Source organism: Mucilaginibacter sp. OK098 (assembly GCF_900142915.1).
GTDB lineage: Bacteria > Bacteroidota > Bacteroidia > Sphingobacteriales > Sphingobacteriaceae > Mucilaginibacter.
Genome location: NZ_FRCM01000002.1, coordinates 105,556 through 120,297, shown reverse-complemented (window position 1 = coordinate 120,297; position 14,742 = coordinate 105,556). Strand labels below are relative to the sequence as shown.

The following is a 14,742-nucleotide window of genomic DNA, read 5'->3' as shown; positions in this document are numbered from 1 at the left end:
TGTACTTTAGTAAAAACAAACCTACAATGAAACTAATTCCATATTTAAACTTCCCCGGTAATACTGAGGAAGCACTGAACTATTACCAGAAAATTTTCAATGGCGCCATCAGTGATCTGAACCGTTTTGGCGAAATGTTTCCTGCAGAGGCCAACTACCAGGATAAAATTATGCATGCCCGCCTGGAATTTGGTGATAACATGCTGATGTTCTCCGACGGGATGCCCGGCCAGCCCGTGGATCATGGCAACGGCATTTACCTGAGTATAGGCCTCACAGATGAAGCACAGGCGCGTTCCATATTTGATCAGTTGAGCGCGGGCGGGAAAGTCACCATGCCGCTGGAAAAACAGTTTTGGGGCGCATTATTCGGGCAGGTTACCGATAGCTACGGTGTGAGCTGGATGATTAATTGTGAGTTGTGAGTTAAGTTTATGGTTCATAGTTTATGGTTCATGGTAGCTACAAATATCAATCTTTCTAAAAGCTGTGTCTTCACAGTCAGCTATGATAAAATGGCCGGTGCGCGGACAAAGTAATTTCCAGGTCATGTTTAGTGGTTCATATTGCAATATGAACACCATCATGAAAAAGCATTTCTATCTTCGTAAGCCCAAACAAGTATGGTTGGGTAACATGATTTTCTATGACTTCAAAACGTTATTTTTTACTCGTGCTTATATTAGGCGCGCTTACAGCAATTGCGCCTTTTTCAATTGATATGTATTTACCGGGTTTTCCCGCTATAGCAAAATCATTACATACTACCACTGCCCAGGTTTCACTGTCATTATCCGGTTTCTTTATCGGGATCTCGGCGGGGCAACTGTTGTATGGTCCGCTGCTTGACAGGTTTGGCCGCAAGAAGCCCTTGTATATCGGTATGGTGCTTTACATTGTGGCATCTATCGGTTGTTTTTTTGTTGGGTCGATAGAACAATTGATCGTGTTGCGCTTTATCCAGGCAATAGGCAGCTGTGCGGCAACAGTAGCCGCAATGGCCATGGTACGCGACATTTTTCCGGTAGAAGACAATGCCAAAGTATTTGCCCTGCTGATACTGATATTAGGCGTATCGCCCATGCTTGCACCAACAGTTGGCGGCTATATTACTGCGGCATTTGGCTGGCAATTGATATTTTTAATACTGGCTGGGATTGCCTTTTTTATTCTTTTAGCAGTGATTTTTATTTTACCAGAAAGCTACCAGCCTGATCCTTCGTATTCACTAAGGCCAGTTCCAATTATTACCAGTTTTTGGTCGGTAATGAAACATCCGCAATTTTATACTTATGCGGTTTGCGGGGCAATAGGTTTCTCAGGTTTGTTTGCTTACCTGGCTGCATCGCCATTTGTTTTTATGGACGTTTATGGGGTTAGCAGTAAAGTTTATGGGTGGATCTTTGCATTGCTTTCAATTGGCTTTATCGGCTCCAGCCAACTCAATGGCATGCTGACCAACAGATATAAAAGTGAGCAAATAGTAAATGTAACCCTGCCTGCGATGGTAATTATCGGTATTATCTTCGTAATCGGATCAACCGGCAACTGGCTGGGGATTTATGGAACTATCGTTACTGTATTTGCCTTTTTATGCTGTGTAGGCATTACTTATCCAAACACGGCGGCATTGTCGCTTGCGCCATTTGCAAAAAATGCTGGTACTGCTGCAGCCTTGATGGGTGCGCTCCAAATGGCAATGGGTACGCTTACATCTATAGTAGTAAGTATGTTTAAAAGCCGCAGCACCATCCCTATGGCCGGGTTAATGGCAACTGCGGCAGTATTAGCGTTGTTATTGTTGATAATAGGCAGAAGAAATATTAAACAACCGGTTGAAGCGATTGATCAGGTTGGCGCTCATTAGTTCATAGTTGATGGTTCATAGATCATGGAAAAAGTTCATAGCTGATGGTTCATAGTTCATGGTAGCTGCAATTGGTTAATGGGGCATAGTAATTGCAATGCGGCGAGTAGTTCCATTTATCTTTACTGCTCCTTGCCATTGCTGCTACTCTTTTCCGGCTATGAACCATGAACCATCAGCTATGAACGTTCGTCAACTATGAACTCCCCCCAGTACCTCATCAATTAATCCAAACTCTTTTGCTTCGGCGCCGTCCATCCAGAAGTCGCGGTCTGATACGTCGTGGATCTTTTGGTATTCCTGGCCGCTGTGTTTGGCGAGGATGGTGTACAGCTCTTTTTTAACCTTTAGTACTTCGCGGGCGGTTATTTCAATATCAGATGCCGGGCCCTGCACGCCGCCAAGCGGCTGGTGAAGCATCACTCTTGAGTGATTCAGGGCTGCGCGTTTACCTTTCGCACCTGCGCATAGTAACACCGATGCCATTGATGCCGCAAGGCCTGTACAAATGGTGGCAACATCAGGGCTGATCAATTGCATGGTATCATAAATCCCATATCCGGCATAAACCGATCCGCCGGGCGAGTTGATATACATCTGGATATCTTTTTTAGGATCTGTTGATTGCAGGAACAGCAACTGCGCCTGGATGATATTGGCTACATTATCATCCACTGCATTGCCTAAAAATATGATCCTGTCCATCATCAGGCGCGAAAAAACATCCATTTGGGCAACACGCAGCTCACGCTCTTCGGTAATATAGGGGGTTTGGGCCATTAACGGACCGCTGCTTGAAACTGCGGCAATGTAATTATCAAGCGGCTGGGTTTTGACATGGCAATGCCCTGCCGCAAATTTGCGGAATTCATTTTTATCGATATTCATAATTTATTGGGTTATCGTTTCGAAAAGATCTGCCTTATTTTTTCACTAAAGCTTTTATGTGCTGTTTCCCTGAAAAGCGTTTGATGTACGGCTTCGATTTCTTTTTTTAGCTGGTTGCGGCCATATAACTTCACCATGTTATAGGTTGACTTTTGCCAGTACAGCTTATCGCTCAGTTCATCGTCAAGCAATAGCTTTGCTTCAAATACCAGCGCATCGCCGGGATTCGAAAGCTGCAGCAGGTGTGCTTCTATCTGTTCGGTCTCAATTAAGGAAGTCCTCATAGGTCAATGATCTTTCTTTAATGGTTTCTCTTACTTTTTCCAAACACTTGTATTTCTGTACGGTGGCTGATCGTACTCCCGAAAAGCCAAACAGTTTAGCCGCATCTGCAAGCGGAAGCTGGTCGTAATAAAAAGAGCGGAGCAGTTCCATACACTTTTTACCGGCAGTTTCTAAAAAATGCATCAGCTTTGATTCTGATGGCTGATCTTCATCGGCAGCAATTGTGATATCAAAACCATCAATTGGGGTCGTGTGGTTATTATCCTTAAACTTCCTGAGCCATAAATGTTTGCTGATGCCTATTAAATATACTTTCTCATTACTGTTAACCGAAACAGCAGAAGCTGCCGTTTTTTCATAATAGATCACCAATGCATCCTGGAAAATGTCCTTCGCCTCATCAAAAGAGCCGCCCATTTTGTTGATGTATCGTGCTACAGACGGAAACACGCTTTTATATAAGGCTATAAAAAGAGTTTCCCTTTCTGCTGCAGTCCGAATCAAAATATTCATCTCCGGCATAATTTTGTTGTTTAATGATAAGTGCAAATTATTAATAATGTATCACCATTTTTTGTTGTTTTTATAGAGATTATCAATTTTTGCTTTTGCTGATTTAGAAAACACCGGGTCTCTACCAATCAAACCTGAAATATAACTTGCACCGGCCTTAATAAAAGCGAACGGTGAAATGTGCGATTTTGATACATTTATTGCTGCCTTTTTAACATTAATTATTTGATAATAAGATTTTTATATGTTTGGAATAATAATGGATATACAATTGCTATTACAAAGTAAATAAAATGCAAGTGATGACAACTACCCGTTTCATATTGATAATTATTATTAACGGAATTTTTGTGCTAAGTTCCCGGGCACAGCAGGCGGATAGCTCTTATGTTAAAATAGCGGACGTTGTAACCATCCACTCTAAAATACTAAATGAAAACCGGAAAATTTACATATACACACCTTACCTCAACAAGGGGTCTGAAAATGCAAAAGTAGCATGCCCTGTAATGTACATGCTGGATGCTGAATACCAACTGACGATGACCGCCGGACTGATTGATTATCTTTCCAAAGCACAGGCAATGATGCCGGGAATGATAGTTGTGGGTATTGACAATAATCACTACGACCGCGAAAGGGACCTTACACCCACGCATTCTGATAAGGCTGATCCTGTAAGCAAGCCGGATACAAGTGCAACGGCCTTTACAAGGACCTCAGGAGGCGGGGAGAAGTTTTTGCAGTTTATTAATGATGAAGTAATGCCTTATGTTGAGCAGCATTACAAAACAGCTCCTTTTAAAATATTTTCAGGGCATTCACTTGGAGGCTTGCTTACTGTTCATTGTTTATTGAACCATCCTGATATGTTTAATGCGTATTTTGCAATCAGTCCATCTTTATGGTGGGATGATGAATATTTGATCCAGCATGCTGCTGATAAGTTAAAATCGGAGACATTAAAAACCAAATATTTGGTCATGAGTATTTCAGGGGAGGGTGGGCAATTTTACCAGGACTTGCAAAACTTTCATACCCTGTTGCAGCAGGATAATTCATCGGGGTTAACTTATAAATATAATTATTATAAAGATGAATCACATGGGAGTGGTCCGGCAAAAGCCATATACGATGCGCTGAAATTTTTGTATCCTGTTTGGATAGATAATAACCAGGATTCAACAGCGAACCTTACTATGCAATTTTATAAACGATTATCTGACAGATATCAATATACTATCAAACCATCGGAAGACCTATTGATTAACAGGGCATATGACCTGCTTGAAAATCCGAAAAAGATTGATGATGCCATTGAGATGTTTAAACTGGCAGTATCCGAGTACCCTTCATCATACAATACTTACGATAGCCTGGGTGATGCTTATGTAAAAAAGGGAGATAAGGAAAAGGCTATTAAAAATTATAAGCAGTCACTTATTTTAAACCCTGGTTTTAAGGACAGTCAGACAAAACTAAATGCGCTTTTAAAGGGTAAATAACTGGTTAGGTCAGTACTACATACATTGCTGATCCGATGCTACTCTCTTACCGCCGTCACTTTTGCATTTGTACTCGTTTTTGTTTCAAACACAAGTTCCTTATCACTCGCTTTAGTAATATAAAAAGGAAAGCTGCGTGTTGTGCCATCCGGCAAATCTTCATTGATCATGATCTTATCGCCATCAGCCACAAATTTGCCGTGTGATAATGGTTTCCCGGCCCACATGATCACATAAGTACTATCTTTTGAAAATTCAATAGATGCGCCTTGTCGTTTTAGCTCATTAGTTTGTAGATCCGGTGAATCTCCTTTTGGGTGCTCAATCTTAATATAATCCCATTTGCCATAAAGCCCTTCTGCATTTATCGATGGATTACAGCTGATTATGCAGCAATAACATAATAGGGCGATAACAAATTTTATTTTCATCATATGGCATCTAATTTAAATAAAATTTCATTTATTTGTTTTAAGTGTTATTTTTACAATTATTAAACCAACTAAATCATCGTGAAGAAAATTCTTACCTTATGCTTCATCTGTATGGCAATGTGTGCGTACAGTCAGCAGGAAACTGCAAGCCTTGCAATCAGCAATGACTCAAAGCTAACCATCAGCAAATATATTTATGGCCAGTTTGCCGAACATTTGGGGCATGGTATTTATGGCGGCTTTTGGGTTGATAAATCATTACCGGTTGAAAAACAGGACCGCATCAGGCTTGATGTGGTTAATGCACTAAAAAAAATAAAGATCCCGAGCCTGCGCTGGCCGGGCGGTTGTTTTGCCGATGAATACCATTGGCGAGATGGTATTGGCCCATCGGCACAAAGGCCACGGATGGTAAATACCAACTGGGGCGGCACGACCGAAGATAACAGCTTTGGCACACACGAGTTTCTTGAGCTTTGCAGCCTGCTTGGCACTGAGCCATATATTGCTGCAAATGTGGGCAGCGGTACGGTTGAGGAAATGTCAAAATGGATTGAATATACAAACTCAAACAGCACCAGCACCGTTGCAGAAATGCGCAAGCAAAATGGCCACCCTGACCCATATAAAGTTACTTTTTGGGGGATAGGGAACGAAAGCTGGGGTTGTGGTGGTAATATGACACCTGAATTTTATGCCAATGAATATAAAAGGTATGCAGCATTCGCTAAAAATTACCCGGGCGCTCCGCTTAAAAAGATTGCCAGCGGTCCGAATTCTGACGATTACAACTGGACCGAGGTAATAATGAAGAATATTTCTGACTGGGATATGTGGGGGATTTCATTACATTATTATACCGTGCCAACCGGCGATTGGGGCCACAAAGGATCGGCAACCAGCTTTAACGAAAGCGAGTATTTTGAAACCATGGTTAAATGCCTTAAAATGGATGAGCTTGTTACCAAACATGCCGCCATTATGGATAAATATGACCCGAAGAAACATGTGGCTTTAGTGGTTGATGAATGGGGAGTTTGGACTGATGTTGAACCCGGCACCAATCCTGGATTTTTATACCAGCAGAACAGCCTGCGCGACGCACTGATCGCATCAACAAACCTGAATATTTTTAATAATCATTGCGATAGGGTTAGGGGAGCGGCTTTGGCACAAACCATCAATGTTTTACAGTCGCTTATCCTTACTGATAAGGAGAAAATGCTGCTGACCCCAACTTATTACATATTTGATATGTACAAAGTGCACCAGGACGCTAAATATTTACCGATGCAGCTAACCTCGCCTGATTATGTAATGGGTGATAAAAAGATCCCTGCAATAAATGTTTCAGCATCGCAGGATGCGCAGGGTAAGGTGCATATATCCCTGACAAATCTTGATCCGCATAATAACATTACCATAAGCACCAGCCTTAAAGATATTAAATGGAAATCAGTAACCGGGCAGATCCTTACATCAGCTAACATTACTGATATCAATACATTTGATAAACCCAACAAGCTGCAGCTTGAAAGTTTTAAAGGCGCTAAGAAAGATGGTGATAATTTAGTGGTGGTGATGCCTGCTAAATCGGCAGTGACGCTGGAGCTATTTTAATTTCGGAATTCGGAATTTCGATTTCGGATTTTGTGTCATTCTGAGTAATCCATATTTGCGCGTAAATATGGATTACTCAGAATGATTTTTTTTTGGAATTTAAGCCCACAAAAAATATCCTATTTTTGCCCCATGAGACAGAAGCTTGATCTTGAAAACTGGGTGCGTAAAGAACATTTTAATTTTTTCAGCAAGTTTGAAGAGCCTTTTTATGGTGTTTGTGTAAATATTGATTGCACTGCCGCGTATAAATTTGCCAAAGAAAAAGGTGTGTCGTTTTTTCTATATACACTCTATAAGGCATTAGCTGCCGCGCAGGTTACTGAGCCATTTAAACTTCGGATTGATGGGGATGAGGTATTTATTTACGACCAGATAAATGCCGGCTCGACCATTGGCCGCAGCAATGGTACTTTTGGCTTTGGTTATATAGCCTACAACCCATCATTTGACGAATATATTGCCGCTGCAAATGAAGAAGTTCAGCAAGTGCAAAATTCAACCAACCTGCTCAGAGAAACACGAATAGACCTGATCCGTTTTTCATCCCTGCCCTGGATAGACTTTACATCCATTTCGCATGCCCGGATGTTTTCAGGCAAAGATAGCTGCCCCAGCATTTCGTTTGGTAAAATGACGGTGAGTAATGGTAAACGATCAATGCCAATGTCTGTACATGTTCACCATGCTTTGGTTGATGGCTTGCACATCGGGCAGTACATTGATTGTTTCCAGGAGTTGATGAATAAAGGCGTTTAATGTCAGGAAACGCAAAGTATTGCGTCTACAGCTACAAAATATATTTTCTTCGTTGTCGCATCTTTTCTTCAGCCTGCTTTACTTCGTCTTTTTCGCTTAAAGGGAAATCAGTCTTAAGCTCTTGGGCTTTAACGGGACGAGTGTCTCTTGAACCGCTCTTCAAGATTTGTTCATTTGCTGCTTTTTTCATGGTGAGTAAGCGTTATGTGTTTACGATAAGATATAGATTTATAGGTTTAACCTTTACAGTGAAACAATTGTTTACAATTGTTGATATATTATTTTTTATAATGCTTGTGTATGATAAAAGCATAAGGCATATTTGGTAAAATTTATCACACTTTTTGTAACAACCGTTAATCCTTGTCATCTAAATATTACTATACAGCCAAGGTACTACGGATTAATGCTGTAAGTGTTTGTAAAGGCCCGCACCTCAAGGGCTCCGGAATATTTCTAAAAAATTTTCAATCTAAAAAAAATGAACCAACAATTTCTTGTTTCACTGTGGTGGGTACTGCCCGTCATAGTAGTTTTTGTGATGTACAAATTTGTACTGCGCGTTTTCTTCGGTATGATCATCGTGCCTGATGACCGTATTGGCTTAGTGGTGAAAAAATATGCCCTTTCGGGCAGTAAGCGTTTGCCCGACGGCCGTATTATCGCTATAAACGGCGAAGCCGGTATGCAGGCCAAAGCGCTGGCGCCGGGTTTGTATTGGGGTATGTGGCCATGGCAATACACCATTACTATGGAATCGTTTACCATTATTGAACAAGGTAAGCTGGGCCTGGTTAAAGCGAAGGATGGTGCACCTATGGACATGGGCCGTGTATTGGGCAAGCCCGTTGACTGCGACAAGTTCCAGGATGCAATAGCGTTTTTGGATAACAAGGGTCAAAAAGGTCCGCAGGCTGCGTTTTTAACGCCGGGTAGTTATAGGATCAATACCTTTTTGTTTGAGATAGTGATGGTTCCTATTACCCAGATCCACGAGAACAAGGTGGGCATTGTTACCACGCTTGATGGCGAGCCGCTTGACAAAGGCGAAATTGCCGGTGTATCAGTAGTTGGCCATAAAAACTACCAGGACCCAATGGCATTTATTAATGCCGGCGGTATGAAAGGTTTGCAGGAGGACGTGATTCTTGCCGGTACTTATTACCTGAACCCATGGTTTGTTATTGTGGAGCAAGTGGATATGATCTACATTCCGATTGGTTACGTTGGTGTGGTAAACTCCTTTGTTGGGCCGGAAGGGAAAGATACCAGCGGAGACGCGTTTAAGCATGGAAACATTGTTAAGCGGAATGAAAAAGGTGTATGGGACCAGCCGCTTGACCCCGGGAAGCACCCGGTGAATATTTATACCCATGCGGTTGAAGTAGTGCCTACAACCAATATTGTACTAAACTGGGCCGATAGCCGCACAGAAGCGCATGAGCTGGATAAAAACCTGTGTACAATTACCGTACGTTCATCCGATGGTTTTACATTTAATTTGGATGTTTCACAGATCATCCACATTCCAAGAAACGAAGCGCCAAAAGTGATTGCCCGTTTCGGTAATATGAAGAACCTGGTTTCGCAGGTGCTGGAACCTACCATTGCCAACTACTTCCGTAACTCGGCACAAAAGAGCGACGTGATTGAGTTTTTAGCAAACAGGATCCAGAGGCAGGATGATGCAAAAATGCACATCAGTAAGGTTTTGAATGATTATAACGTGGTTGGGGTTGATACGCTGATTGGTGACATTGTGCCTCCACCAGCATTGATGAAAACCTTAACCGACCGTAAACTGGCCGAACAGGAAAAAGTGACTTATGAGATCCAGCGCCATGCGCAAATTGAGCGTAAGGAGTTTGAAAGCGCCAAAGCTGGTGCGGATATGCAGCCGGAGGTTGTAAAATCAACCCGCCAGGTAGAAATAAATACCCAGATGGCCGCTTCAAAAGTTGCCGCATCGCGTGGTGAGGCCGAAGCCAAAACCATTAACGCAAAAGCTGATGCTGAGGTAAGGATCACGATAGCAAAGGCCGATGCCGAAGCTAAAACTGTAAATGCAAAGGCCGATGCAAATGCTACTGAAGTAAATGGTATTGCCGAAGCCGCAAAAATTAAGGCGATAGGTTTATCAGAAGCCGAAGTAACCAAACAAAAAACAGAGGCCATGGGTACAGAGCAATACGCAATTGTACGTGTAGCCGAAGCTTTAGCAAGTCATGGTATCAAATTGGTGCCTGATATATTAGTGAGTGGTAAAGATGGTGGTGGCAACGGAATGATCGATGCTTTAATTGGCTCTGAAATGTTGAAAAAACTGCAGGTGGCTAATGAGGTGATTGGTGAGAAAGCTGGTGATTCAAAATCAGCTAAAGGAGAAGAGAGTAAATAATCTTATTATCTGAAGAGCTTTATCAGCCTTCCGGAGTTTCAATACTTCGGAAGGCTTTTTGTTAATGCCTTAATAAATTGGCCTGGAAATATTAAAGTTTTTCTATTTCTTGGATAGATAACTTAGTGAATTTTGAAATTTGGGCAAGTGGTAAACCATCCTTTTTCATTTCCCTGGCGATCTCCCTGGCTTCTTCTAATTTCCCTTGTAATTTTCCCTGTTTAATCCCCTGTTCAATTCCCTGTTCAATTCCCTGTTCAATTCCCTGTTGTAAACCTTCTTTTATTGCATAGTCCAATACGTTTTTATTGTCCCATTTATATTTCATGCTGCTATCGTACATGGTCTTTTCCTCCTTTGTTAAATTTGTATATTCAGCAATACTGAATAGTTTTTCAAAGATGGGTTTCCGCAGGTATACAGGAATCTTATCCATTTGGCTCATGTTTTTTAATACATAAAGCCATTTGTCTAAATCGGTTACCAGCACCCAATCAAACTTACGAAGTTTTTAAAACTTCGTAAGTTTTCTGCTTTATATTTTTACTTTTTAACCCTTAAAACAACTACAACCTTTCCCAATCCCAATCACCCCAAATGTTAAATATTGTTATCACTATAAAAATAAATATCGTTTAAGTTATATTTACGCATGGTTAGAAATATACTTATCATTTGCATTTGCTTTTTTGGAGTGTTAACTGTTCGTGGCCAGTCTGTATTTAGCGGGCGGGTATTGGAAAGTAAAACCCGGGTGGTATTGCATGCTATCCGCGTAGAGAATTTAAATAATAAGCTAAAAACTATTACCGGCGATGACGGACAATTTGCCATAGCCGCAAAGCCCGGCGACCTGCTGGTTTTTAATGGCTTTGCTTACAAGCCAGACACATTGCTAATAACAGACATGCATGCGCGTGAAATTTTCATGGAGCTTAAAACTACGCAGCTAAAACAGGTAACCATTACTGACACCAGCGGCCGTGCAAAAGCAAATGCCAATGCAGTACAGCACTACGACCCTCTGTATCATGGGCAAGCAGTTGTTTACCAGCGAGATGCAACATACCTTAAGCCTATTGGGGGAGTAGCCATCCGTTTACATTACTGGACAAAAGATGAGCACAGGAAGCGAAAAGCAGCTCAATCGGCAAAAGAACGTGAAATAAGTGAACATATCAGCAACGTGTTCACCCCGTTGAACATAAGTAACTATGTGCCTTTAAAAGGATTGGATATGGATAACTTTTTGATGCTGTACACCCCTGATGTAAAAGAGTACACTGATAAGCGATTTGAACTAATACCTTACCTGAATGCCTGTTACCAAAATTGGCAAACGCTAACACCTGAGCAGCGTAAGGCAAGTGATATATTTGGTAAATAGAGATTAGAGGCTGGAGGTTAGAGATTAGTTGAAAAATATAGGTTGGAAATTAGTTTTAGTTGCGAACTAATCTTTGATTTTGGAATACGTTAAAAGCCTTTCAGGCTTTTCTTACTTTCAAGCAAAAAACTAATCTCTGGTCTCTAACCTCTAATCACTTCTTTTTCAAGCTATCCGCTTTTGCTTTCGCCCTGTCCTTAAAGAATCCCTTCAATAAAAAGTTGTGCTGGAGCGCTTCAAGATCATCATTGAGTTTGATAGAGCTTTGCTGCAAATTATTAAAGGTGCTTTGAACCTGCGCGGCAGCTTTTGGGTCGTTCAGTAAAACGCCCATAGCATTGTCGGTGCTATTTAATTTATTACTTGCCTTATTCAAATTATCAGTTAAAATTGATGCATTGGCAGCGGCTTGTTGTAATTGTGTAACAGCAGCTTTTATCCGGCTAAACGCTACAGTATCAGTAAGTACTTTATCGGCAAAGCCGCCTTTGGTGTTCATCTTTGCGCTGAAGCGGTCGAGCTGAGTAGCTAGGTGAGCAGCGCTCGTGGTTGCAGCCTGCAAGTTCGCCATTGATTTGCGCAGTTGTTCGCCCATCAGGCTATCGGCCAGTAAAGTGCCAATAGTGCCCTTACCCTGTAATATTTTATGGCTTAAAACTTTAAAATCTGTAGTTATGGAAAGCAGGTTTTGGTTGTTTTGCTGCAGGGTTTTAATCATATCATCTGTTGATGTCAGCTTTTCAGCCTGTAAAACATCACCGGCCTGCACTTCGGGGGCTTGCGGACTTCCGCCATCAATCACAATGATCTTGTTACCTATAAGTCCGTCGGAGCTAATGCGTACCCCGGCATTGCGGTGAATAAATTGCTGAATGCTTTGGTCAACCTTCATCTTCACATCAACCTGCGATGTGCCTACAAAGCGGATGCTGAGGATGTTCCCAACTTTTACACCCGAGAACCAAACATCATTCCCCTTTTTTAAGCCTGCAACATCATCAAATACAGCGCTTATCTGGATGCTTTTGGCAAAGCTTTTTTGCTGGCCGCCAAGTGTAAATACGCCAAGTATAAAGATGATAAGGCCGAGCGATAAAAATATCCCCACCGTTATTGCTTTTCTATTTTCTATTGCAGCCATAATATATGCTATAAATATCTATTGTATAAAGTTGTAGTCAAAAAAAGGCTTTACCCTTTTATCAGTTGTATTAAAAACCTCATTAAAGGTGCCAACCCGTTGAAACTGCCCGTCAAGCAGCATAGCAATCCGGTCGCCGGTTTCTTTGGCACAGGTAAGATCGTGTGTTATAATAATGGATGATGTATTGTATTGTTGCTGAACCTGGTTTATAAGCTGGTTAATCTCAATGCAGGTAATAGGGTCAAGGCCTGCTGTAGGTTCATCATACAGCATAATCTCAGGGTTCAGGATCAGTGTGCGGGCAATGCCTATCCGTTTACGCTGTCCGCCCGAAAGTTCGGCAGGCATCTGGTTTATAGTTTGCGATAAGCCAACCGAGTCAAGCACCTCCTCAACGGCCTTATTTATTTCGGCACGGGTTATACCCTTACGGTTGCGTACCAGCGGAAACTCCAGGTTTTTACGCACGGTCATACTATCGTACAAGGCGCTGTTTTGAAAAGAAAAACCAATTCTTATCCGCAGTTCCTGCAGCTCTTTATCGCTTATGGTTGTTACTTCCTGCCCCAATACTTCAATAGTACCAGTGTCAGGAGTAAGGAGGCCGGAGATCAGTTTTATCAAAACAGATTTACCCGTACCCGAACGGCCAAGCACCACCAGGTTTTCGCCCTGGTAAAGATCAAGATCAATACCACGGAGTACTGCATAATCTTCAAAAGCTTTCGCAACATTCCTGATGCTTATAACCGGGTTTTTATAATCAATATGTGCTTTTTGCTTTTCCATAATTTTAACGGAAGTTACTGGTTATCTGCACAATAATAATCTCTTCAATAAACACCAAAAACATGGCGGTTACAACGGCGCCGTTGGCGGCCTTGCCCACACCCTCGGTGCCTTTGTTTGAATAATAGCCCTGGTAGCAGCCAACAATGCCTATGGTAAAACCAAATACAATTGATTTAATTAATGATGCTGTAAAATCAAGAAACTGCAGCGGCTGAAAAACCTGCTGCATAAAACTGGTATAGCTGGTACCTTCGTTTTGGGCCACATTTAAATAACCACCTAATAAGGCAATAAAGCCCGTATAGGTAGCCAAAATGGGGATGGTTATGGTAGTTGCTATTACCCGCGTACAAACCAAAAATTTAAAAGGCTTGGTGCCTGATACTTCCATGGCGTCAATTTGCTCGGTTACCCGCATGGAGCCCAGCTCGGCGCCAATGCTTGAGCCAACCTTGCCCGATGCTATGAGCGCTGTAACCAGTGGGGCAAGTGCGCGCATAATAGCGATAGACACCAACGATGGCAGCCATGAAGTAGCACCAAACTCCAAAAGCGACGGACGGGATTGCTTGGTAAATATAAGCCCGACAATAAAGCCGGTTACTGTTATCAGGGTAAATGAGCGTACGCCTACTTCAAAACACTGCCTTATTATTTCTTTAAATTCAAACGGGGGTACAAAAGCTTCGCGGAAAAAACGGATTATAAACAGGTGGATATTATAAACGCTGAAAAAAAAATCAGACACTTTCTGGCTAAACTTCGAACGTTTTTTTTGTTTAGTGGGCGATGTGCTGCTTACTGGATCCATTAACTGTGATAAAAATAAATGCAAATTATATTGCTAAACTACAAACAACCCTACCAGATGTTTGGTGCTTAAAGCCAGGTGTTTAAATTAATAAAGAATAAAACTTTTTAAACCATCTTATATTCCTTAAAACTTAGCTGGCAAATTGTAATAAAAGTATTACACCTACTAAAAAGTAATGTATTTAAATATGTGTAAATTACGCCATTTAATAATATATATGGGTTAATTTTAAATTAAGAAATGTAAAAATAATATTATACCATACTTCTTAATTGCAATTACTTTTGATGTACGATCAATTATAAATTAATTTCCTTATTATAAACAATTAAACAG

General features: G+C 41.4%; 16 protein-coding genes. 7 read left to right on the top strand and 9 right to left on the bottom strand.

Features of this window, described 5'->3' with window-relative positions; translation table 11 throughout:
- The first annotated feature begins 26 nt into the window (after window positions 1–26).
- Complete coding sequence (locus BUE31_RS07585; RefSeq protein WP_073401958.1) at window positions 27–425, top strand: VOC family protein; 399 nt, start codon at window positions 27–29, stop codon at window positions 423–425.
- Between the two features lie 221 nt (window positions 426–646).
- On the top strand, window positions 647–1,867 hold the full coding sequence (locus BUE31_RS07580; protein WP_073401956.1) for a multidrug effflux MFS transporter: 1,221 nt from the start codon (window positions 647–649) through the stop codon (window positions 1,865–1,867).
- Between the two features lie 192 nt (window positions 1,868–2,059).
- On the opposite strand, the gene BUE31_RS07575 is transcribed toward BUE31_RS07580, so the two are convergent.
- Genes BUE31_RS07575 through BUE31_RS07565 form a run of 3 tightly spaced genes read right to left on the bottom strand, consistent with a single transcriptional unit; the run spans window position 2,060 to window position 3,553 of the window.
- Entirely contained in the window at window positions 2,060–2,755 is a 696-nt protein-coding gene (locus BUE31_RS07575) for an ATP-dependent Clp protease proteolytic subunit (protein WP_073401954.1), read from the bottom strand.
- A gap of 11 nt (window positions 2,756–2,766) precedes the next feature.
- Window positions 2,767–3,039: a hypothetical protein gene (locus BUE31_RS07570; RefSeq protein ID WP_073401952.1), complete on the bottom strand. Its 273-nt coding sequence runs from the start codon at window positions 3,037–3,039 to the stop codon at window positions 2,767–2,769.
- Complete coding sequence (locus BUE31_RS07565; RefSeq protein ID WP_200801904.1) at window positions 3,020–3,553, bottom strand: RNA polymerase sigma factor; 534 nt, start codon at window positions 3,551–3,553, stop codon at window positions 3,020–3,022. The genes BUE31_RS07570 and BUE31_RS07565 overlap by 20 nt, the downstream gene beginning before the upstream one ends.
- Window positions 3,554–3,855: 302 nt before the next feature.
- Between BUE31_RS07565 and BUE31_RS07560 the strand changes: the two genes are divergently transcribed.
- Window positions 3,856–5,058 (top strand): alpha/beta hydrolase-fold protein, encoded by a 1,203-nt coding sequence (locus BUE31_RS07560; RefSeq protein ID WP_073401949.1) that lies wholly within the window; start codon window positions 3,856–3,858, stop codon window positions 5,056–5,058.
- A 38-nt stretch (window positions 5,059–5,096) separates the two neighbouring features.
- On the opposite strand, the gene BUE31_RS07555 is transcribed toward BUE31_RS07560, so the two are convergent.
- Complete coding sequence (locus tag BUE31_RS07555) at window positions 5,097–5,492, bottom strand: hypothetical protein (RefSeq protein WP_143167051.1); 396 nt, start codon at window positions 5,490–5,492, stop codon at window positions 5,097–5,099.
- Window positions 5,493–5,570: 78 nt separating this feature from the next.
- Here BUE31_RS07555 and BUE31_RS07550 point away from each other — a divergent pair, with 78 nt between their 5' ends.
- Together BUE31_RS07550 and BUE31_RS07545 are read left to right on the top strand one after the other, a co-directional pair.
- Complete coding sequence (locus BUE31_RS07550; protein ID WP_200801889.1) at window positions 5,571–7,112, top strand: alpha-N-arabinofuranosidase; 1,542 nt, start codon at window positions 5,571–5,573, stop codon at window positions 7,110–7,112.
- A gap of 132 nt (window positions 7,113–7,244) precedes the next feature.
- The gene (locus BUE31_RS07545; RefSeq protein WP_073403042.1) at window positions 7,245–7,871 is read left to right on the top strand and encodes a chloramphenicol acetyltransferase; all 627 of its coding nucleotides are present in this window, start codon (window positions 7,245–7,247) and stop codon (window positions 7,869–7,871) included.
- Window positions 7,872–7,902: 31 nt separating this feature from the next.
- On the opposite strand, the gene BUE31_RS30970 is transcribed toward BUE31_RS07545, so the two are convergent.
- Window positions 7,903–8,061 carry a hypothetical protein gene (locus BUE31_RS30970; protein WP_159440644.1) on the bottom strand — a complete coding sequence of 53 codons (159 nt, stop codon included), beginning with the start codon at window positions 8,059–8,061 and terminating at the stop codon, window positions 7,903–7,905.
- A gap of 291 nt (window positions 8,062–8,352) precedes the next feature.
- Here BUE31_RS30970 and BUE31_RS07540 point away from each other — a divergent pair, with 291 nt between their 5' ends.
- A complete protein-coding gene (locus tag BUE31_RS07540) occupies window positions 8,353–10,269 on the top strand; it encodes an SPFH domain-containing protein (protein ID WP_073401943.1) in 1,917 nt (638 codons plus the stop codon).
- 91 nt (window positions 10,270–10,360) lie between these two features.
- Here BUE31_RS07540 and BUE31_RS07535 read toward each other — a convergent pair whose 3' ends face one another.
- Entirely contained in the window at window positions 10,361–10,705 is a 345-nt protein-coding gene (locus BUE31_RS07535; protein ID WP_234997771.1) for a PD-(D/E)XK nuclease family transposase, read from the bottom strand.
- Window positions 10,706–10,921: 216 nt separating this feature from the next.
- Here BUE31_RS07535 and BUE31_RS07530 point away from each other — a divergent pair, with 216 nt between their 5' ends.
- Complete coding sequence (locus tag BUE31_RS07530) at window positions 10,922–11,656, top strand: hypothetical protein (protein ID WP_143167050.1); 735 nt, start codon at window positions 10,922–10,924, stop codon at window positions 11,654–11,656.
- A 154-nt stretch (window positions 11,657–11,810) separates the two neighbouring features.
- On the opposite strand, the gene BUE31_RS07525 is transcribed toward BUE31_RS07530, so the two are convergent.
- From BUE31_RS07525 to BUE31_RS07515, 3 genes are read right to left on the bottom strand one after another with little or no spacing between them, the layout of a single operon-like run.
- Window positions 11,811–12,797 carry an MlaD family protein gene (locus BUE31_RS07525; RefSeq protein WP_073401938.1) on the bottom strand — a complete coding sequence of 329 codons (987 nt, stop codon included), beginning with the start codon at window positions 12,795–12,797 and terminating at the stop codon, window positions 11,811–11,813.
- 18 nt (window positions 12,798–12,815) lie between these two features.
- Window positions 12,816–13,589 (bottom strand): ABC transporter ATP-binding protein, encoded by a 774-nt coding sequence (locus tag BUE31_RS07520; protein WP_073401936.1) that lies wholly within the window; start codon window positions 13,587–13,589, stop codon window positions 12,816–12,818.
- Between the two features lie 4 nt (window positions 13,590–13,593).
- Entirely contained in the window at window positions 13,594–14,403 is an 810-nt protein-coding gene (locus BUE31_RS07515) for an MlaE family ABC transporter permease (RefSeq protein ID WP_073401934.1), read from the bottom strand.
- Window positions 14,404–14,742 lie beyond the last annotated feature (339 nt).